The organism is Exiguobacterium sp. KKT215 (genome assembly GCF_055635335.1).
In genome coordinates, this window is sequence record NZ_CM145756.1 from 595469 (window position 1) to 615786 (window position 20318).

The window sequence follows — 20318 nt, forward strand, 5'->3', positions numbered from 1 at the left end:
AGATACGTGAAATCACGTCTACCATCTGACTCGAGTCAGGTTATGCCCACTAAAGGTAACATTCCTGCGCAGGAGACCGTTCAGTTGTTATTTGATACTTGAAATGTAGCACGTGCCAAAACGAAATGTCAACGCTTACATTTAGGAATTTTCAGATTTCTTTTATTGGACACAAATATAGAAGGAAGGATTAAATGTAGGCAATATAAAAACGAGTGAAGAATCTCACTCGTTTAGGCTTAGCTTGATTTTTTTCTACGACGCATCATGAGTAACAAACCGACAGTCAGAGCAATCAGGGTAGCGAATCCGACAAAGTACCAAATTGAATTCGTAGTCCGGATTTCGGCAACATCAGTATTTATTGAATCTGCCTGATCCGAGATTGTCGAACTGTTTGTAAAAATGGCACCGTTTTGATTTTTAACAGCTACGCTGAACGTCTCATTCGGGAACGCCAATGTTTGCATGAGAGACGAGTCGATCGAGTCCGTGGTTGCTATGACAACTAGCGCTCGATTGGTATTCCACGGAGAGGGTTGAATCCACGCATACTCTGCTGATGTCTCAGGGGTAAAGCCATACTGTGTTAGATCAATACCTTTGTCGCCTGAAACAATCCAATCTTCTTGTTTCTCTTTCAAGATAGCTGCGTCTTCTGGATTCCCGACAAACATTACGGACCGCTCTTCAAGAATCGATTCGTCCAATTCCGATGCCCGTACAACTTCGACCTGATGGGTGAGCGGGGTGACAGGCAGACCGCTGATGACCGTTGCGACGTTTTTCAGCGTTGCCGAACTGTCATCATCCGGCACGACGAGCACCACACCTTTTTCAGTAGCAAATAGACTCGCCATATTCAAAAAGACTTCGTTGTTTGTATTCCCGTTACTTGTTGGGAGCGTCACTTGACTATCCGATGACACATAAATCCAGCGATCGACATCATTATCCGTACAAGGGGCTTCAGAACGAAGACCTCTTGCCTCAAAGGAGACATCAAGGAAAGTGGCGCGTTCCAAAGTAGATGGAGCGACACGAATCTTATGGTGATAAAAACCCATGTCGTCCGGATCGTTATCCAATGGAATCGAATGTGGGACATTGTTAATCCAAGCAATCAATTCAGCGGATGGTTGCCCATCTTCTTTTACTGCTAGGCTCTCTGACAGTTTGTATGTGACATCGATTTCTACACTCGATGTCGTATCGATGACTGGGAGTGGATAAAAATAGTTTGTACTCTTCGTTTGCGCACCACTCAGGATTAAATCTGATGCACCGACCGTACGGAGCGATACGACATCTTCCGCTGCCTGTAGGGCGGGTGTACTCGACAAAATTAGTTTTTCCCCATCAAATTGTTGGCGGTGTCTTTCTAAGAGGAGATGATCTAATTTTCCTTCAAACGACTCTGAGTTGTTCGCTAGGACGAACAGGGCGTCCACGGAATTGCCTTTTTCGACCAAGTTCACGCGTTGCAACAACATCTCGTCATCTTCTAGAGATGTGTCGAGATCGTCAATGAGTGTGGCGACGGGACCGGTAAAGCCGTCCTGTTCCCCGATGAAAATATAGTTGCCTGTGAATGATTTTAGTTGTCGCTCGTATCGAATCAATACGTTATCTGAGTCGGACGCATCATTTTTTAATTGACGATATAGTAATAGGGCAGCTTCGTAAGAAGCTGCGTCAGGATGGTCTGGCAGCACGAGAGTCAATGTTTTGTTGAACGTTTGAGTAAACGTACTCGAGTATTCGTTCAAGGATAAGTTGGTTTTGTTGCCAATCGAAACAAAGCTGGAAGATCGAACCGTGAACCAACTCCCGGAAGTATTACCTGTGTCACACATTCGTCCACGCAGAATCCCGGTAAAGCGAACGGTGATTTCGTGAGTCCCTTTTGTCAAATGCTCATCCCGGAGTGGAATCGTCACACGATCTTCAGCAGATTTTTTTGACAATGCAATCGAACGGATTGGTTCCCCATCGATTTCAATTGTGACTGCTGAAGGAGGAATGAGTAATTCAGAGTGTGACCAATCCAAAGAGAGGAACTTGGATTTACTTGCAGGCTCAGCACGTAACACGGTGTACGTATACGTGCGAGATGATGTTTCTCCCGGTAAAATGTCATCGCTCATCGTCAAGGCACGTTCACTAATGGAGTCGGCGGATTTGATCGGTAGCGGAGAAGTGAGTTCGCCAGTTGCATGAACAGGTAGTGAAAACGCGGTAAAGAGCAGTATACTACTTAGTAAAATTGAGATTGAGAATTTCATGTCGTTTTTCCTTTCAACCAAAACGGTCTGTTTTATACCATTTAACTTCTTGTTTGAATAACACACGTTTGATTTCTAAGTAGAGTGAATAAATGACGAGTATAATCCATAATTGACTGTACGTGAAGTACATCAGGATGACGGTGAAAAAGTTTTGTGAGTTAAATTCGGAGCGTTCGATACTGAGTGTTACAAAAACTTCTGTCACGAATAGTAAGAAAGCGAGAATCCACAGCACGAGTGTGATATTGCCGACTTTAAGACCGATGTCGACGAATAAATTGATGACAAATAGACTGTTCGATAGGATGACCCCGAAGAAAAATAAAAAATACGTAAAAAAGAAATAGAAAATATCGAACACAATTTTTTTACGTTTTAACGAGAACAGTTGGCGCATAAACTTCAGCACGACGTATTGGTTGCCGCGAGCCCATCGTGTTCGTTGCTTCCACCAAACCTTTAACGTTTGGGGCTCCTGTTCCCACGTCACTGCGGCAGGGAAAAAGCGAATATGCCAGCCAAGTTCATATACACGAATTGTTAACTCGGTATCTTCAGCAAGGGCTTGTTCATCCCATCCCCCAAGTTCCTCGATAATCGAACGTCGAATAGCGAAGTTCGTACCAGGAATAGTAGCGATTTTGAACCATTTCCACCGACCCGCTTGTGCCATCCACTGAAAGCAAATCGTTTCAATGTTGATCAGTCGAGTGAGCAGAGTCTCATAAGCATTAATCACCCGAAACTTCCCGACGACAGCACCTGCTTTCGGATCGTTAAGTAATCCCATCACTAAATGATAGACGCCATCTTTTTCTGGCGTGTTGTCCGCGTCATATACGACGAGTACATCACCGGTTGATTGAGATAGACCGAAATTGAGAGCGGACGATTTTCCTTTCCCTGCGAAAGCAGGGGTTGTCTTCACCACGTGAATGAACGGAAACTTATCCGCAAATGTTTGAGCAATTTCGCCTGTACGATCGGAGGAATTGTCATTGATAAGTAGAATTTCGAGTTTGTCTTTTGGGTACTCGATGCGTGACATGGCACGAAGCGTCGCCGCGACGACTACTTCTTCGTTATGGGCCGGAATCAGGACGGATACTTTCGGTAAATCGTTCATATTTTTGGACCAATCCGTTATCGGTGCCTGATAGGTCATGAAGTGCCAAAATCCGCCTTGCATTAAAAACATATGATACAGCAGCATTGTCCAAATCATAATTAGCGAAAAGAGAAATAGACCATTTGCCATTGTTTATCCACGCTCCTTGAAAAGTCGTTTTTTACGTTGAGCGCGTAAAAAGAGGGTGTACGTCAAAAATGCGATGACGAAGAGCAAGGTTATCACTGCTAGTGCAGTTAGTGCCTGCTCTAAAAATGATTGAGGCATTAACAGACTGAGTCGATTCAGAATGTTACTGCGGTTGTCTTTTAGCACGAGCACTCCGTCTTCCGACTGAACGGAAACTTCATCAGTTCGGACACGCTCGTCGCTCGTTCGTAAATCAAACCATGTAAATCCAGGTACGGACTCCATTAACGCCACGACTTCCGGTAAATACTCTGTTCCAATATAAGGGTGATAGAATGCGCCAATCATCGATTCACGGACGATGAGTGTCTCCTCGAGAGCACGTCTCATTTCATCAACGGGTCGAGGAATATCGGTACGGACGTAACCAATCGTTTCTGGATAGAGCGTCATACCTTGAAGGAGAGACGGTTTTGAAACGTAAGGTGTACTCCCTAAGACTTCCCAATTGGAGTTGCTCCATTGCACTTGACCGAACACATTCGTGAAGTATTCGGACGTTAATGCGTAACCTGAATGAGACATTGCGTAGTGTGGTGCTTCAAAACCTAATGGATGAAGACCTAGTGAGACGAGTTCATGAATTGAATTTGATAGCTTCGAGTGAATGTACGTCGTCTCTTTTTCCAATAACGTATTCAAGTACGACGTATACGCAGATTCGCTTGCGAACGACTCACGCCCTTTTAATTTTGGTGGCATTTCATCCGGCGGAGATAGAACGGGTTGATTGTTTTCTACGTCCCAAAACTCGAAGCCCTCACCAGTTTCTGACGAACGATATTGATGCGTATAGCCGTGTGCGATTACAGTAGCCCCACGCGCTTCAAGTTCGCGTAGTGTGTCGATTAATTCGGGACGGTCCGTAAACCGGACGGTGTCTCCATTCGCGGCATCGGTATAAACCGGTATAACAGCGAGTATAATCGGAATCTCTCGATCTAATAAATACGTGCCGACTTCCTTGACGAGTTCAGGGTCTGAACTCGGATTGATATCTTCAAGGCGTATGTAGCCGACGTGGCCAAGAGAGGCTTCGACGTCGAAGAAATCGAATAGACTGTCCGCAATGAAGAGGGAAGGTCGGTTTAATAGATTTTCAATTCCCGCGTAAAAATTGTCTTTTGCCTGGATGAGAACGGGTAGTACTTTATCGTTACGAACAACACTCGCATGGGTAATCGATGAAGCCTCTGGTTTTACAGTCGTCACTACATCAGCGAATTCAAATGAAAGGCTTTGGTCCGTTCGAGCATGAAGAAATTTGGAGACTCCGGCGACTCGAGTCATCTCGAGTCCTTTGAATGGAGATAGTTGATTCGCATTTTGGCCGATTGCATATAATGGGATCGACGAATGATTCAGTAACTCACGGGTTGACTTAGGTAGTGTCGAAGTGGAGGCGCCATAATAAAAAATGTGGCTAACCTCTGACAGTGCATCAGTCCCTAAATCGATGTCCCGAATCAACTTGATTTCATCAGAGAAGCGAGACACGAGCGCTTCTAACTTATAGACGTCGGGCGGAGTCTCTACCTGTGAAGAACTGTAAACAATCACAACATGTGTAGGTTTTGCCGCATCAATCGGTGTCGGAAACAGTAGGAGTAGCAAGAGAATCATAAGGCACTTATAACGCATAGCTCTTCAACTCGTTTCCAATCAAATTGAGTATCTCTGTTGGAGACTCAATGTCAGTTTCTTTTGTGACCGTATAGTGTGCAATATGATTGGTAAACGTAACGATTTTTCCGGAATCGGTTTTATAGTCGCCCAACATATCGCGGAATCGATTTGTCAGAATGAACATATGTTCTTCAGAAGCATGCGGTAGAATCAAAGCAAACTCTTCTACCGATAGACGAAATTTTTTATCGGTCGTACGTGTCGAGTTATATAATTGCTTACTAAAATAGTTCAGGAAGTTTTCATATTCTCGTTGCCCATACAACTTTTTAAACTCCATCAAATAGTCGATTTTGTATAAGAAGACCGTAAACGCTTCACCGTGGCGTCTCGTCCGATCGATTTCAAGCTGTAACTCGAGGACAAATCTGTCTTGGTTGTCGAGTCCGGTTTCCGTGTCGATTGCAACGAGGCGACGTACTTGTTCGCTTAACGTTTGATTCAAATCACTGATTTCTTTTACTCGTTCATGAAGCGAGCCACTTGAGATTACGAGTGCTAGGAGACAGAAACCATAGTAAAGAAGGGTGGCTTCTGAAAACAACAACGACTGGTCTTCAGGACGGAAAAAGAGATTCCAAAAATAAAGGCTCCCTAAACAAAAGAGGATGACGAGTGAAGTGAACAAGCCGGCCCGTAATCCCGTGAACAGGCTCAACACGATTGCGAATGCAAGTAACATGATACTTTCAGTGTGAACTTGACCCATTTCCGGCATATATTGAACAAATAAAACAAGTAAGATCATAAACACACATACATGTATGCTGACCAGGCTCGTCTTACGGAACGATGTATCCATCGAGAAGTCTCCCTTCGGCTAATAAAGGCAACAAATTATCAAATGAGTGAGTATGTTGCGTCATCACATCAATAAACCCACCGTTATATTCGGAGGATTCATCTTGAACAGCTAAGTCTCGAAGCCGCTCCATCACGACCTCCGCAAACTCGTCTTCACCACGTTCAAGCAGATAAAAGACAGCGAGCGCATAAACAGCTTGTGATTCGTAGGTGACAGTCGGTGTTCCGGTGCTACGATTGTATCGACCATAAATCGGCCCCATCTCAAATGCTTCTTTAAAGAATGTATAGAAAAGGTCTGTGGCGAGATTGAACTGTTCATATCTCAAGGCGACGTACAGTTGATCAATCATATTGATTTCATCATCAAATGTATAAGTTTGATTTTGAATCGAATATGCTTTTGCAAAGAATGGCCCGTCTGTGGGTGCTTCAACAAGAAGGTTCTTACTATTGGAATAAAGGTTGGACGATGCAGGCATCAACTTGAGCGCAGCCTCATCTAAATAGCTGAGTGTAAGGATGTCACTCGATTCCTTTGTCTTCAAATCAACGTAATCGACAGGAAGACCCTCTTTTGTGGCAATCGTTGTCAGCGATTCGGAAATGTTGTTTGCGAGTTCTGCATAAGTCGGCTCATCGAATGATTTTGCAGCTAAATAGAGTGCATGGATAATCCGGGCATCATCAATCCAAGCGTTCACAGGACTGGTGAGTATCGCTTCATCCTTTTGCTCGAGGCGCCAGGCGACTAGATTCGATTCGTCCAAAAAATACTCGGTCAGGACGACTACTTGATCGGCGAATTCTCTTTCTCGATCACGTTCGACTAAAAAAAGTAAGTACAGGCCAAGCGATTCGGACAAAAATTCGTTTTGACGATCTGTGATGTTCGTACGAAGTAGTCCGGTTTCAATAAGAAGATGGGTTCGGATAAAGGCTTCGACTGGAAACTCGCTCTCATAGTCTTGAGGCGGTGCTTTAGGTTTTTCCTCCGAACATGCTGAGAGCAAGAGCAGACAGGAGAGGAAAAGTGGGAAGAAGTTGCGCATTGAAGTCTCCTAGATAATTGTGATGTGGTTCGTGATGGTTCCATGATGTACATCGGATGGAATAGGGAATCATTGAAGCGTGATAAAGAAATGATTTATAGACGTTAGAAAAATAGAATGAGGGCAGCGAAAAACACGCTAATTCGGATTTTCTCAATTTTGTATGAGGATGTCAATCATAAACCTGTAATATACAAAATGATTGAGAATTGGAACATATTCTTACTTTTATCCGTATACATGTAATGTAGAATAGGAGGGGTTTTGATGAGACGTGAACAACATATCCGGCGCCTTGTCGATTACGCACGGCAAGGAAATGCGAAGACATTCATCATTGGGGCCGCTTCGGCCATCATCACGGGAACGCTCGTCCAGTACGTGACTGAATTCGAACTCGTCGTGCTCGGCATCGGGTTTCTCGGCGTCATTCCGTTGGCCATTCGTGAATGGAAACTCGGAACAATCCGAGCCTCGTTCAACAACAATGCTACGTACCAGCGGCTCGTCCGGTTGCCGTTTTGGCTGACGCTATGCGGGTTGGTCATGCTGTACGCGCTTCTCGGCTGGTACGATTCCGGCTCGGCGGGTCCGTCCTTCTTTATCTTGTTCGCAGCGCTCTGCATGGGGATGTTTGGTCTCCAGCGTGCCTTCGACCGGGTTATCTTGAAACTCGAGCCAGACTATATCACTGACCGCGAACTGCATCGCGAGCTGAAATGAAAAAACGAGGTCACCCGGCGCGGGGAGACCTCATTTTTGTGTTCACAAGTAGCGTTCGTTCATGACCCGCCCCCGAATCGGTTTGGCCGGTGAGCCATAAGCGACGACGTGGTTCGGGATGTCCTTGACGACCGTGGCGCCGGCACCGATGACCGTGTCGTGCCCGATGTGGACGTTGTGGATCACCGTCGCGCTCATACCGACGAACGTTCGGGTTCCGACGTGGACGTTGCCGCCGAGATGTGCGCCCGGGGCGATTGAAGCGAACGGTTCGAGCACACAGTCGTGATCGACCGACGCCATCGTATTGATAATACTGTGTGGGCCGATGACGGCGTTCGGATTGATGACGCTCCCTGCCATGACGGCCGTGCCTTCACCGAGGATGACGTTCTTGCCGATGACGGCGCTTGGGTGGATGGCATTGACGAACTCGAAGTCTGGTGTCCGTCCGCGGATGGCGCGCTCGAGTGACTCGCGCTGGACGTTGTCACCGATACCGATGATGCCTTTTTTGGCGACGACGTTGGAATGGACGAGACCGAGCACGGGGTACCCGGCGACGAATTTACCGATTAAGGCTGGGTTGTCGTCATAAATTCCTGCGATCCGGTAGAGTCCCATCAACTCAAGAATATCGATGATGACTTGTGCGTGACCGCCTGCACCAAAAATCACAATCCATTCCATGATTGGTCACCCCTTTTTTGCCGAAAACTGTCGAAAATATTGTTCTGTACGTTAGTTATTTCCGATTCCCTATATTTGAAACAAAACAAAAAAGAAGTTGCGAGCATGATTTGATATCAAAGCATATTCGAGGACGGAACGTGTGACTTCCTATATAGGTATTTGTTCAAAAATCTGTAAACCTTCCATTTACAATCCAAAAGCATTCTCCGCATTTCCGTTTTGTTGTTTTTCGGACGGGCTATTTTCCTAAGGTAATCTACTGATGGGAGGAGTGCTCACATGCCTTTGAAACTGATGTATATCACGAACCAGCCGGAGATCGCGCTGCTCGCTGAACAGAACGGGGTCGATTGGGTGTTCATCGACTTGGAGTTGAACGGGAAGGTGGAACGACAAGGACATCTCGATACGGTCATCTCACGCCATGCGATCCGCGACGTGAGCCGGTTGCGCGCGGTCTTGAAGCATGCGGAGTTGCTCGTCCGCGTCAATCCTATTTTTCAAGGCTCGCGTTATGAGATCAATGAAGTCATCAATCGAGGGGCCGACGTCGTCATGTTGCCGTACTATAAGTCGGTCGACGAAGTCGCGACGTTCATCGAGCTCGTCGACAAGCGGGCGGGCGTCTGTCTGTTGTGCGAGACGAAAGAGGCCGTCGCCTGTATGCCGGACGTGCTCCAACTACCGGGCATCGACTACGTCCATATCGGATTGAACGACCTGCATCTCAGTTACGGGCAGAGCTTTTTATTCGAACCGCTCGCCGACGGGACGGTCGAGGCGGTGACACGTCAACTCCAGATAGCGGGCATCCCGTATGGGTTTGGCGGCATCGCCCGCATCGGAGAAGGGAGGCTCCCGGCTGAGAAAGTGCTTGGGGAGCATATCCGACTCGGCTCGTCGCTCGCCATCTTGTCGCGCAGCTTCTGTAATATCGGGGTGACCGGAAAATTTGACGCCAGACAGGCACAAATGTTCCAAGAAGGGGTATGGAAAATTAGGGTGTACGAGCAACAGCTCGAACACGCGACACCGGAGTGGTTGGAATTGAACCGGTTGAGCCTCGTCTCGACCGTCGATGCCATCGCGACGGAAATCCAGAACCGGAAAGGGATTTTGTCATGAATTTGCTGTCGACAGGAGTGCGGTTGACTCCTGAACAACGCGCCACACTCGAACGACTCGGCTATACGGTGACGACGCTCCGTGAAGAAGCGGACGTGACGGACATCGATGTCTCACAGGTCGAGGGACTGATTTGTAACAACTTGTTTCAATATCGCCAATGTGAGGATTTCAAACGGCTACGGTTCGTCCAGGCCATCAGTGCTGGACTCGATCGTCTGCCGCTCGAAGAACTCGAGAAACGAGACGTCCGCATCTATAATGCTGGCGATACGTATGCCGTACCGATGGCCGAATGGGTTGTCTGGCAATTGCTCGACTTCATGAAGCACGGGGCGGCGTTTCGGGAGAAGCAGGCGAATCGGCATTGGGAGAAGGAACGGCGGTTGCGCGAACTGACTGGGAAGACCGTTGCCTTGCTTGGCCTTGGTCACGTAGGAGAGGCGATCGCGAAGCGGCTCCGGGCGTTCGATATGACCATCATCGGCGTCGGACATCGTGAGAAGCAGGTCCCGTTCGTCGACCGTTACGTGTTGATGGATGAGTTGCACGACGTCTTGGCGGAGAGTGACGTCATCGTCATCGCCTTGCCGCTCACCGACGAGACGTATCATGTCATCGATGCGGAGGCGATTGCGTCCATGAAAGAAGACGCCGTCCTGTTGAACGTCGCACGTGGCGCCATCATCGACGAGACGGCGCTCATCGCGGCACTCGAGGAAGGCAAGTTCTTCGGCGTCGCCTTGGACGTCTTCGAGACCGAGCCGCTCCCGTCGGACCATGCGCTCTATAACTTCGAATGGGTGACGCTCACCCCGCACAATTCATACGTATCGGACCGGGTGAACGAGCGGCTGTTCGAGAACATCGTCCGCAATTTACGGCACGAACAACTTCAGTGACATGCGAAGCTGACCAAACGGTCGGCTTTTTTCGTTTTTTATAATTCACGAAAAGATTATCCACGACTCATTCCGTTTGTGAGTTACCGGGAAGGGCTTACGGGAACAACGAGGATAGACTCACAGCAATCACTCACATCATGAAACGACAACCTAGAAGGAGTGACCTACATGCCAAGCCTCACCCCGCTCGTCAGCCTCGTCGTCCCGGTCTACAATGCGAGCGCCTACGTCCGTCAGTGCCTCGACAGTTTGACACAACAGACGTACCCGCACGTCGAGATCATCTGCATCAACGACGGCAGCACCGACGATAGCCTTCACATCCTGATGGAATATATCCATGACCCGCGTGTCCAAGTGCTCGACCAGACGAATCGGGGCTGCGCCTTCAGCCGCACCCGAGGGCTCGGCATGGCGACAGGGGAGTACATCATGTTCATCGACAGCGATGACTGGCTCGACCTTGACGCGATCCGCATCCTCGTCGAGCACGCCGAACGGGAGCGTGCCGACGCGGTCATGGGCACGTACGTCCGGGAGTACAAGGGTCGGTCGTTACCGAAGAAGATCTTTGACGCGGATTTTTTGTCGTTCGACGCGGTCGAGACGAAACGCCACGTCCATCGTCGCCTGTTCGGACTGGTCGGCGAGGAGCTGGCCCACCCGGAAAACGTCGACGCGCTCAACTCGAACTGTTTCACTCTCTATCACCGCGACCTCGTCAAACATCTGACGTTCGGGGCCGGTCCATATGGCACGTTCAACGACCTCTATTTCCAAATCGAAGCGCTCGAGAATTGCCATCGTTTCGTCTATATCGATTACCCGGTCTACCATTACCGGAAGACGGACGCCGGTTCGATGTCGAGCGCGTATAAGCGAGACCTCGTGTCGTCACGGATGCAGTTCTTCCATATCTTGATGCGCTACATCGAGAAGCACCATCTCGGCGAGGAATACATGCGCGCCCTCTACAATCGCATCGCCCTCAGCATGATCGGCATCGGCTTGAACGAGCTGGCGGCACCGAAATCGCTCTTCGCCCAAGCCGAGTCATTGAAGCAAGTGCTCCGGCAAGACGAATACAAGCAAGCCTATTCGCAGATGGAGCTACAGCATTTCGACGTGAAATGGCGGACGTTCTTCCAGCTCTGTAAACATGAACGGACCGTCCCGCTCGTCTTGATGTTGCATGGGGTCGATTATCTTCGGAAACGTGTGTGAGGAGGAGAAATGATGAAACGAGTGCTCATGGTCGCCTCGGTCGTCTCGATGATCGAGAGCTTCAACCGCGACAATATCCGCATGCTGCAAGAGATGGGGTATCAAGTCGACGTCGCCACGAACTTCGAATGGGGCAGCATGTATTCGCCTGAGAAAATCATCCGCATCAAGCAAGACCTAGAGGCGAATGGGGTCGCGTTGTACCAAATCGATTTCGAACGCGACATCAAGAAGATGAATGGGCACGTCCGCGCCTATCAACAGTTGAAGGCCGTCATGACGGCGAACCGCTATCACTTCATCCACTGCCACTCGCCGATTGGCGGGGTCGTCGGCCGGCTCGTCGCGCGCCAGACGCACACGCCATGCATGTATACGGCGCACGGCTTCCATTTCTTTAAAGGCAGCCCGTCGCTCAACTGGATGCTGTATTATCCGGTCGAACGGACGCTCGCCCGATTGACCGATACGATCGTCACCATCAACGAGGAGGACTTCTCACGGGCACAGACGTTCAAGACGTCGCACACGTTCCGCATCCCCGGCATCGGCGTCGACACGAAACGGATCGAGGCGGTCACGATTGACCGACCGTTGAAACGTCGTGGCCTCGGCATCGACAGCGATACCGACTTCGTCTTGTTGTCAGTCGGCGAGTTGAACGAGAATAAGAACCACGAGACGATTATCCGCGCCATCGCCTCGCTGCATGAACCGACGCTCCGTTATTTGATTGCCGGGACGGGTGACAACAATGACCATCTCGAACGGCTCATCCGGGAGCTCGGGCTCGAGCGGCAAGTGACTTTGCTCGGCTTCCGGGACGACGTCATCGAAGTGATGAAGGCGTCGGACTGCTTCGTCTTCCCATCGAAACGGGAAGGGCTCGGCATGGCCGCGCTCGAGGCGATGGCCGCCGGGCTACCGCTCATCACGTCGAACGTGCACGGCATCAACGACTATTCGATTGACGGGGTGACCGGCTACAAATGTTCGCCGGAAGACGTGGCCGGATTCGCCCGGGCCATCCGGACGATGCAACTCGATTTCGATTTGTCCCACCAGATGGGGCTCCATAACAGTGAGTCGGTCAAGGCGTTCGACGTCGACCGCTCGAAGACGGAGATGCGACGCATCTACGAGAGTTTTGATCGACCGATTGCCTGAAGAGAGGAGGGAGACGCATGAAACTCGATACCGAGGTCGGCGTCGTCAAATATCTGGTGCTGTTCTATTATCTGCTCGCAACGACTGTCTTCTATGCGCTCGCGATTTACGCGACCGGGAACGGCGTGTCGTACCATTTGTTCGGGGAAGGGGATGACGGCGTCTTCTACTGGGAACAGGCGATGAACGTATTTTACGATTTGTCGTGGATCCGGACGTCCATCTATCCATGGGTCATCGGCAAGCTGATGCAGTTGATCGGCACCGAGAGCGTGTTCGCCATCCGATTGTTCAACTTCGTCGGGATGGCGCTCCTCATTCATTTTGCCTTGAAACTCGTCTCCATCCAGCTCGCGACGACGGAGCTCGGGGAGAAAGAGGAACGCATCCGCCATTACGCCTATCTGTACGCCCTGTTTTGCTTCATCGCCTATATCAGCCTGTTCATCAATATCACAACATCGATTTACCGGGACGTCTGGATTTACATGCTCTATATCGCGGCGACGTATCTCGCCATCCGCTGGTTGTTCGAGAAGAACTGGACGTACTTCCTGCTCTTGATTCCGACCGTCTGGTTGCTCGGCGAGTTCCGGACGTACGCGCTCCTGTCGTTCATCATGGCGACCGTCCTATGGCTGACGCTGCAAGCGGTGCGCAAAGTCGCCGGACCGTTCATCATCCTGACGCTCGCGCTCGTCATCTTCGGCGTCATCTATACGTTCTTCATGGATGTCCAAGTCCCGATCGTCGACAAGACGCTCCGCTCAGCGTTGCAGTATCGCTCCGACGGCATCGGCTTCCTCGCCGGTGGCAGTCAGATGGGCATCCGGCTCGACGCATCGAACTACTTCGGCTTCCTGTTCAATTACGTGCACAGTTATCTCGGCAACCTCGTCGGCCCGCTGCCGTGGGACGTCCGTGGCCTCACCATCTTGCTCGTCTTCTTCATCGAGGCGTTGCCGATGACGCTCATCCTGTTGTTCCTCTGGTCACGACGCGCCTACGTCACGAAAGTGCAACAGTTCATCTTGATGCAGGCGTTCGTCTGGAACGGCTTGATCGCCATCACGAACGATAATATCGGGACCGCCTTGCGGCTCCGTGCCATCGCCTATCTGTTGATCTTGCTCGTCTTTGTCGTCGCCTATAGCCGGCATCGGGCCGAGCATGTGAAACAGACCGTCCCGCCCGTCGTCACGACGTAGATAAATCTTTCAAAAAAATGATAGGCATCTCCTTCCTGTTTGCATTTGACGGGAAGCGGGACGGGGAAATGGTCATTATCCAACAACGCATACAACTTTGAGTCGCACCAATGAAGGAGGTTAGGTTGCCGTGAAAGACATCAACGCATCGATTCGCGATATTTGGTTCATCCTGAAAACGAAGAAGTGGGTCATCCTCTTCACCATGGTCCTAGTCGGGGGCATCGCCTACTCGCTCAGCCGCTACGTCATCCCACCGACGTACGAGGCGTCGACCCAAATTCTCGTCGTGCCGAAACAGACGGGGACGGAGACGCTCGACAGCACGCAGATTCAATCGTCCCAAGGACTCGTCAACACGTATCGGATCATCATGAAGAGTCCGATCATCTTGAACGAGGTGCGCGAGAATATCGCCAGCGCCCCGGAGAAACTCGAGGACCAAATCGTCATCGAGAGCGAGGAGAACTCGCAAGTCATCACCATCCGGGCGACGGCCGATTCGGCAGCCCTCGCGTCATCAATCGCCAATGAGCTCGGACGCGTCTTCTCGAACGAGGTACCAAAATTAATGAATATCGATAATACGCAAATCTTGTCGCCGGCGTTCATCCCGGCCGAACCGGTCGAACCGAACATTCCTCGCAACACGGCGCTCGGTGTCCTGGTCGGCTTCATCTTGAGCAGCGGTATCGTCCTCATGCGTTATTTGTTCAATAAACAGATTCGCTCCGAGGCCGAGGCCGAAGCCATCCTCGGTATCCCGGTCATCGCGTCAATCCCGTTGTTTGATCGTCAAATCGCGAAACCTGAGAAACGGAAGCCGCAGGAACCAAAAGTCGTAAAGGAGGGTGAACCGTATGTTCCGAAAACGCAACGAAAACTATCATAACCGGATGACGAAAAACTTGATCACGATTTACGAACCGAAGTCACCGATCTCGGAGCAATACCGGACGCTCCGGACGAATCTCGAGTTCACATCGCTCGGCTCGAAGTTGCAGACGCTTCTCATCACCTCGACGTCGATGGGGGAAGGCAAGTCGACGACCGCGAGCAACTTGGCCGTCGTCTACTCGCAACTCGGCAAGCGCGTCCTGCTCGTCGACTGTGACATGCGACGCCCGACGATCCATCAAATCTTCCATATCGACTCACGGATCGGGCTCTCAAACGTGCTCGCCAAGCGCTCGACGGCCGAGGCGGCCATTCAGCCGACGCAGCTCGACAATCTGTACGTCATGGTCGCGGGCGTCGTCCCGCCGAACCCGTCCGAGTTGCTCGCAGCCCCGGCGTTCCGGGAGATGCTCGATCACTTGAAGGACGACTTTGATATCATCCTGCTCGACGCACCGCCGATCATGCAGGTGGCAGACAGCCGGATTATTGCCCAGGAAGTCGACGGGGCGATCCTCGTCCTCAGCTGTGAATCGGCCGACCGGGATGAGGTCGTCAAAGCACGTGACCAACTGCTCATGACCGGGGCGAAGATTCTCGGCATCGTCTTGAATCGCCGCGAGTCGCGTCAAGGCAAGGACGCCTATTACTATACGTATCAATGAGGAGGCTCTCCCATGGCGACCAAATATGCCATCGAACCGGAACAGACGAGTTCGAATCAAATCAAATACGGCGCCTTGGTCTCGTACGGATCAATCGGGTTCAACATCATCTCGGGGCTCCTCTACACGCCGTGGATGATCAGCAAAATCGGACAAGGGGACTATGGGTTATACGTCCTGTCGTTCTCGATTATCGCCATCTTCGCGTTCAACCTCGGACTTGAAATCGTCGTCGCCCGTTTCCTCAGCAACTATCGGACGCACGGCGACCGAGCCGGGGAGATTCGTTTTCTCGGCATCGCCTATAAGCTGTTTTTCTTCTTGACGCTCATCCTGACCGTCGTCCTCGTCGCCCTCTATTTCCTGCTCGACGTCATTTATGGCAATTTGAGCGCAGGTGACATGGAGAAGTTGAAAGTCATGTATCCGATTGTCGGGTTTTACATCTTGATCACGTTGCTCGCCAAACCGATCGACGCCGTCTTTATCGTCAACGAGCGTTTCATCCAGCTGAACACGCTGCTCTTCCTCGAGAAAATCCTAATCGTCAGCTTCACAATCGGGGCGCTCGTCATGGGGTACGGGGTTTACGCCCTCGTCATCATCAACGCGGCGATGATTTTGCTGATCAACTTGTGTAAGTTGCTGTACGTCTGGAAAGGAACGGATACGGAGGTCGACTTCACCGCATCTGGGAAAGGGATGTATCGCGAGATTTTCGTCTTCGCCTCGTGGCAGACGACGGTGTCGGCGACGCAGAACTTCTTGATGCACATTATGCCGACCGTGCTTGTCATCTTCGCGAGCGGAGTCGCTGTCGCCATCTTCTCGATCGGGATGGTCATCGAAGGCTACGTCCTCTTGATCGCCACAGCCGTCAACTCGCTGTTCTTGCCGAAAGTGACCCGGCTCAACCACTCGGGCGGTTTGAAAGACATCGAGAACTTGATGATCCGGGTTGGTCGCATCCAACTGTACGTCATCGGGCTCATCACGATGGTATTCATCGCGATGGGAGCGGAGTTCATCCACTTCTGGGTCGGGGACGATTTCAAAGAGTCGTATGTCGTCGCGGCCTTGTTGATTGCGATGGGGATTATCACGTTGCCGCAAGAGATTGCCAACATCCATCTTGTTGCGACGAACCAGGTCCGCTACCGGGCGTACGGGATGGTGCTGTCGGCGGTAATCGCCTTGATTGTCTCAGCGTTCCTGAGCGGTCCATACGGGGCGACGGGAGCGGCGCTGTCGGTCATGATCGGATACTTGAGCGGCAATACGCTGTTCATGAACATCATCTACGCGAAAGTGTTGAAGCTCGACGTGTTCCGATTTTTCCGAGAGTGTCATGTGAAGCTCGCCCCGGGATTACTGTTCGTGCTCGGACTCGGCTTCATCGTCCAATATTGGTTTCCAGCTGACACGTTGCTCGGCTTCGTCTTCAAAGGAATGGGACTCGTCCTCGCCTACGCCATCTTCATGTGGGTGTTCACGGTCGATGCGTTCGAGAAAGACTTGGTCCGATCGATGATTCCAAGCAAGCGATTCGGGAAGGGGGAAGTGTGATGGGGATGTATGAGACGTACGTTAAACGGCCACAAGATGTGGTGCTCGCGTCGGCCGCGCTCGTCGTATTGAGTCCCGTCCTCATGACGGTTGCGGGTCTCATCAAGTGGAAGCTCGGGGGACCGGTGCTGTTCAAACAGAAACGTCCCGGGAAGGACGGCGTCATCTTCGAGATGGTGAAATTTCGGACGATGACCGACGAGCGAGATGAACACGGCGACCTGTTGCCGGACGAAGTGCGCTTGACCCCGTTCGGACAGACACTCCGGTCGCTCAGTCTCGATGAGCTGCCGAGTCTGCTCAACATCGTCAAGGGCGACATCGCCATCGTCGGACCGCGCCCGTTGCTCGTCGAGTATTTACAACGTTATAACGAGGAGCAACGCCGACGTCACGATGTACGTCCCGGACTGACGGGCCTCGCCCAAGTGAACGGACGGAACCGGTTGTCGTGGCCGGATCGCTTCGCGCTCGATGTGAAGTATGTCGACAACGTCACGTTCTTCAACGACTGGAAGATCATCTTGCAGACAGTTGGGAAAGTCGTGAAGAAGGACGGCATCTCGTCGGATACGGCGGCGACGATGGAGGCGTTTATGGGGAATGAGATCGTTGAGGCGGAGTATCGGATTGGGAGTAAATGATTGGTGATGACCAGGTTTTCGGTTGGACAAATCGTCTGACGGATACCTGGCATTTTTTATGTCGTGGTATCGAAAAACATACACCTTTTTATAAAAACAGGAGACAAAATTTAGAAGGTAGATGGTATATTGTTCTTTGGAAAATCTTAATGGATGTTACATATGATTGATAAAGGAAGCGACAGAATGAAAAAATGGGTCAGTTTAATTGTAGTGATGTTATTGGTATTTAGTTCGTTTGATTGGAGGGTATTGGGGGCTGAAGATTTAGAACCGCCGACAATTATTAGCCACTCCATTCAATCCGGCTCATTCACGATTGGAGACACGGTGAAAATTAGCGTGTCAGTTAAAGACAATCTATCACCCGACCCGAGGGTACGGATATTCCTCATAGAACCTAAGAGCAAAAATCCTGCTTTCCACGTTCCGTTAAAGTCATTAGGAGGCGGGCAGTATATTGGAGAGATAAAGATTGTAGAGGGGATGGAAGAAGGTCGATACGAGCTGAACTTTCTGGAGAGCTGGGATGATAATGGAAACAGTACCATGTTATGGGGTGAAGAGAGCGGACAAGGGTTCACTTTGATTAATATGAACGAAGATAAGGAAGCTCCTCAAATTTTGAATTTCACAATTGAATCTGGTCCTTTTACAGTTGGTGACAAGGTCAAAGTTGAAGTTAAGGTAAAAGACAACTTGTCTGTCGACCCGGGTGTACGTATTTTTCTTATCGAGCCGAAGAGCAAGAATTCTTCTTTTTATGTTCCACTAAAATCGTTAGGAGGTGGGCAATATATAGGAGAAATAAGAATTGTAGAGGGTATGGAGGAAGGTAGATATGATCTTAATTTCCTAGAAAGCTGGGATGATCACGGGAACAGCGCCATGCTATGGGGAGAAGAAAGTAATCAAGGGTTTACTGTTTATAATACAAACGAAGACATGGAAGCTCCTCAAATAGTAAATTTTAAAATTGATTCTGGTCCTTACACAGTAGGTGACAAGGTGCGTATCGAAATCGAAGTAAAAGATAATCTTTCGGTCGACCCGGATGTACGTATTTTTCTTATCGAGCCGAAGAGCAAGAATTCCTCCTTTTACGTTCCACTGAAGTCTTTAGGAAATGGTCGTTATACTAGCGAACTTACGATTAAAGAAGGAATGGAGGAAGGGCGATACGAGTTAAATTTTTTGGAAAGCTGGGATGATCATGGAAACAGTAACATGTTATGGGGAAAAGAGAACGAACAAGGATTTGAATTAAAGTATCCTTCAAATGATCTAACAAAACCGACATTTACTTCAATAGAAAAAAAAGAAATCATTTTAGATGAATATGTCACAAAGTCGCTTACGATTAATGCTGAGGATGATTTAAAACTTAAATCAGTGCAAGGGACTTTCACTCATGATAATGGGGAGACGGTCATTTTATCGAGTGATCAGGTGACGTCTACTGGTTTTGACTTCCCGATATCATATTATTCGTTTCGGACTCATCCAGGTCGGTGGAGATTATCTAGTCTTACGATTTCTGACTTGAATCAAAATACTTTAACCGTTACGGAAGGGTTTGATGTATCGATTCAAGTTTTACCAATCATCGACCGAACTCCACCGGTTATTTCAGGTATCAGTCAGGGCCAAGTCACGAATCAATCGGTGACGATTCAATACAATGAAGGAACGGCGACGTTGAACGGGAAACGGATTCGCAACAATTGGCCGGTCAAGAACTCGGGCGCTTACACGCTCCGCGTCACTGATCAAGCCGGAAACGTCACGTCACTCACGTTCACGATCGATAAAGTGGCTCCAACGAAACCGACCGTTTCGACGCTCACTAACAAGTCGACGTACGTGTCCGGGAAAGCCGAGAAAGGCGCGACCGTGTATATCACATATAACGGACGCACGTACACGACGAAAGCATCGAGTACAGGCTCATATCGCTACAACGTGAAGACGACGAAGCCAGGGGTGACCGTCTCGGTGCGTGTGAGAGACGCGGCCGGGAACACGTCGAGCAGTACTTCTGTGAAAGTCCTCAACACGTTCCGGACGTTCAGTGTCAACACGGTGAAGTCTACTTCTAACGTGATCATTGGAAAAGGGAACAAGGGGGCGACCGTCCAGGCGTATGTCGGGACGAAACTCGTCAGCAAGACCGCGAAAGTCGATTCGAAAGACAACTACAAGCTGACGATTTCACGTCAGAAACCAGGCGCGGTTGTTACCGTGAAGATGACGCAGAGCGGGTATCAAGAAATGAAGAAGACGACACGCGTCGTCAAATGAAGCGAGCGGGCTATGCGGTCCGCTCGTTTTCTTATGTGTCATTTTTTTTGAC

Annotated in this window: 17 protein-coding genes; 11 read left to right on the forward strand and 6 right to left on the reverse strand. The window is 50.0% G+C overall.

What is annotated here, in order from left to right:
- Positions 1–239: 239 nt before the first annotated feature.
- From ACZ2GZ_RS03220 to ACZ2GZ_RS03240, 5 genes are read right to left on the reverse strand one after another with little or no spacing between them, the layout of a single operon-like run.
- Entirely contained in the window at positions 240–2285 is a 2046-nt protein-coding gene (locus tag ACZ2GZ_RS03220) for a hypothetical protein (protein ID WP_470295520.1), read from the reverse strand.
- Positions 2286–2298: 13 nt separating this feature from the next.
- A complete protein-coding gene (locus tag ACZ2GZ_RS03225) occupies positions 2299–3546 on the reverse strand; it encodes a glycosyltransferase family 2 protein (protein ID WP_470295521.1) in 1248 nt (415 codons plus the stop codon).
- Between the two features lie 3 nt (positions 3547–3549).
- Positions 3550–5247, reverse strand: coding sequence for a DUF2334 domain-containing protein (locus ACZ2GZ_RS03230; protein WP_470295522.1), 1698 nt, complete (start codon positions 5245–5247; stop codon positions 3550–3552).
- Complete coding sequence (locus ACZ2GZ_RS03235) at positions 5237–6094, reverse strand: GGDEF domain-containing protein (RefSeq protein WP_214796823.1); 858 nt, start codon at positions 6092–6094, stop codon at positions 5237–5239. The genes ACZ2GZ_RS03230 and ACZ2GZ_RS03235 overlap by 11 nt, the downstream gene beginning before the upstream one ends.
- Positions 6075–7148 carry a hypothetical protein gene (locus ACZ2GZ_RS03240; protein WP_470295523.1) on the reverse strand — a complete coding sequence of 358 codons (1074 nt, stop codon included), beginning with the start codon at positions 7146–7148 and terminating at the stop codon, positions 6075–6077. Before ACZ2GZ_RS03240 ends, ACZ2GZ_RS03235 begins: the two co-directional genes overlap by 20 nt.
- Positions 7149–7415: 267 nt before the next feature.
- Here ACZ2GZ_RS03240 and ACZ2GZ_RS03245 point away from each other — a divergent pair, with 267 nt between their 5' ends.
- On the forward strand, positions 7416–7871 hold the full coding sequence (locus tag ACZ2GZ_RS03245) for a hypothetical protein (RefSeq protein ID WP_470295524.1): 456 nt from the start codon (positions 7416–7418) through the stop codon (positions 7869–7871).
- Positions 7872–7913: 42 nt separating this feature from the next.
- Here the strand turns inward: ACZ2GZ_RS03245 and ACZ2GZ_RS03250 are convergent, their stop codons facing one another.
- Positions 7914–8561 (reverse strand): acetyltransferase, encoded by a 648-nt coding sequence (locus tag ACZ2GZ_RS03250; RefSeq protein ID WP_470295525.1) that lies wholly within the window; start codon positions 8559–8561, stop codon positions 7914–7916.
- A gap of 282 nt (positions 8562–8843) precedes the next feature.
- Between ACZ2GZ_RS03250 and ACZ2GZ_RS03255 the strand changes: the two genes are divergently transcribed.
- The 10 genes from ACZ2GZ_RS03255 (at position 8844) to ACZ2GZ_RS03300 (ending at position 20266) form a co-directional block, all read left to right on the forward strand.
- Positions 8844–9689 (forward strand): aldolase/citrate lyase family protein, encoded by an 846-nt coding sequence (locus tag ACZ2GZ_RS03255; RefSeq protein ID WP_470295526.1) that lies wholly within the window; start codon positions 8844–8846, stop codon positions 9687–9689.
- Positions 9686–10591: an NAD(P)-dependent oxidoreductase gene (locus tag ACZ2GZ_RS03260; RefSeq protein ID WP_214799332.1), complete on the forward strand. Its 906-nt coding sequence runs from the start codon at positions 9686–9688 to the stop codon at positions 10589–10591. The genes ACZ2GZ_RS03255 and ACZ2GZ_RS03260 overlap by 4 nt, the downstream gene beginning before the upstream one ends.
- 171 nt (positions 10592–10762) lie before the next feature.
- Positions 10763–11818: a glycosyltransferase family 2 protein gene (locus ACZ2GZ_RS03265; RefSeq protein WP_470295527.1), complete on the forward strand. Its 1056-nt coding sequence runs from the start codon at positions 10763–10765 to the stop codon at positions 11816–11818.
- A gap of 12 nt (positions 11819–11830) precedes the next feature.
- Positions 11831–12985: a glycosyltransferase family 4 protein gene (locus ACZ2GZ_RS03270; RefSeq protein ID WP_470295528.1), complete on the forward strand. Its 1155-nt coding sequence runs from the start codon at positions 11831–11833 to the stop codon at positions 12983–12985.
- 17 nt (positions 12986–13002) lie between these two features.
- On the forward strand, positions 13003–14193 hold the full coding sequence (locus ACZ2GZ_RS03275; protein ID WP_470295529.1) for a hypothetical protein: 1191 nt from the start codon (positions 13003–13005) through the stop codon (positions 14191–14193).
- 130 nt (positions 14194–14323) lie between these two features.
- On the forward strand, positions 14324–15085 hold the full coding sequence (locus ACZ2GZ_RS03280) for a YveK family protein (protein ID WP_051627686.1): 762 nt from the start codon (positions 14324–14326) through the stop codon (positions 15083–15085).
- Positions 15054–15755 (forward strand): CpsD/CapB family tyrosine-protein kinase, encoded by a 702-nt coding sequence (locus ACZ2GZ_RS03285; RefSeq protein WP_029594848.1) that lies wholly within the window; start codon positions 15054–15056, stop codon positions 15753–15755. Before ACZ2GZ_RS03280 ends, ACZ2GZ_RS03285 begins: the two co-directional genes overlap by 32 nt.
- A 12-nt stretch (positions 15756–15767) precedes the next feature.
- Entirely contained in the window at positions 15768–17321 is a 1554-nt protein-coding gene (locus ACZ2GZ_RS03290) for a lipopolysaccharide biosynthesis protein (protein ID WP_470295530.1), read from the forward strand.
- On the forward strand, positions 17321–17965 hold the full coding sequence (locus ACZ2GZ_RS03295) for a sugar transferase (RefSeq protein WP_470295531.1): 645 nt from the start codon (positions 17321–17323) through the stop codon (positions 17963–17965). Before ACZ2GZ_RS03290 ends, ACZ2GZ_RS03295 begins: the two co-directional genes overlap by 1 nt.
- Before the next feature lie 1542 nt (positions 17966–19507).
- Positions 19508–20266 (forward strand): Ig-like domain-containing protein, encoded by a 759-nt coding sequence (locus ACZ2GZ_RS03300; protein ID WP_470295532.1) that lies wholly within the window; start codon positions 19508–19510, stop codon positions 20264–20266.
- Positions 20267–20318: the final 52 nt, after the last annotated feature.

What these genes read in the sequence shown, in the direction of transcription:
- ACZ2GZ_RS03220 (WP_470295520.1), bottom strand. Translation starts at nt 2,285, where the DNA reads ATGAAATTCTCAATCTCAATTTTACTAAGTAGTATACTGCTCTTTACC.
- ACZ2GZ_RS03225 (WP_470295521.1), bottom strand. Translation starts at nt 3,546, where the DNA reads ATGGCAAATGGTCTATTTCTCTTTTCGCTAATTATGATTTGGACAATG.
- ACZ2GZ_RS03230 (WP_470295522.1), bottom strand. Translation starts at nt 5,247, where the DNA reads ATGCGTTATAAGTGCCTTATGATTCTCTTGCTACTCCTACTGTTTCCG.
- ACZ2GZ_RS03235 (WP_214796823.1), bottom strand. Translation starts at nt 6,094, where the DNA reads ATGGATACATCGTTCCGTAAGACGAGCCTGGTCAGCATACATGTATGT.
- ACZ2GZ_RS03240 (WP_470295523.1), bottom strand. Translation starts at nt 7,148, where the DNA reads ATGCGCAACTTCTTCCCACTTTTCCTCTCCTGTCTGCTCTTGCTCTCA.
- ACZ2GZ_RS03245 (WP_470295524.1), top strand. Translation starts at nt 7,416, where the DNA reads ATGAGACGTGAACAACATATCCGGCGCCTTGTCGATTACGCACGGCAA.
- ACZ2GZ_RS03250 (WP_470295525.1), bottom strand. Translation starts at nt 8,561, where the DNA reads ATGGAATGGATTGTGATTTTTGGTGCAGGCGGTCACGCACAAGTCATC.
- ACZ2GZ_RS03255 (WP_470295526.1), top strand. Translation starts at nt 8,844, where the DNA reads ATGCCTTTGAAACTGATGTATATCACGAACCAGCCGGAGATCGCGCTG.
- ACZ2GZ_RS03260 (WP_214799332.1), top strand. Translation starts at nt 9,686, where the DNA reads ATGAATTTGCTGTCGACAGGAGTGCGGTTGACTCCTGAACAACGCGCC.
- ACZ2GZ_RS03265 (WP_470295527.1), top strand. Translation starts at nt 10,763, where the DNA reads ATGCCAAGCCTCACCCCGCTCGTCAGCCTCGTCGTCCCGGTCTACAAT.
- ACZ2GZ_RS03270 (WP_470295528.1), top strand. Translation starts at nt 11,831, where the DNA reads ATGAAACGAGTGCTCATGGTCGCCTCGGTCGTCTCGATGATCGAGAGC.
- ACZ2GZ_RS03275 (WP_470295529.1), top strand. Translation starts at nt 13,003, where the DNA reads ATGAAACTCGATACCGAGGTCGGCGTCGTCAAATATCTGGTGCTGTTC.
- ACZ2GZ_RS03285 (WP_029594848.1), top strand. Translation starts at nt 15,054, where the DNA reads ATGTTCCGAAAACGCAACGAAAACTATCATAACCGGATGACGAAAAAC.
- ACZ2GZ_RS03290 (WP_470295530.1), top strand. Translation starts at nt 15,768, where the DNA reads ATGGCGACCAAATATGCCATCGAACCGGAACAGACGAGTTCGAATCAA.
- ACZ2GZ_RS03295 (WP_470295531.1), top strand. Translation starts at nt 17,321, where the DNA reads ATGGGGATGTATGAGACGTACGTTAAACGGCCACAAGATGTGGTGCTC.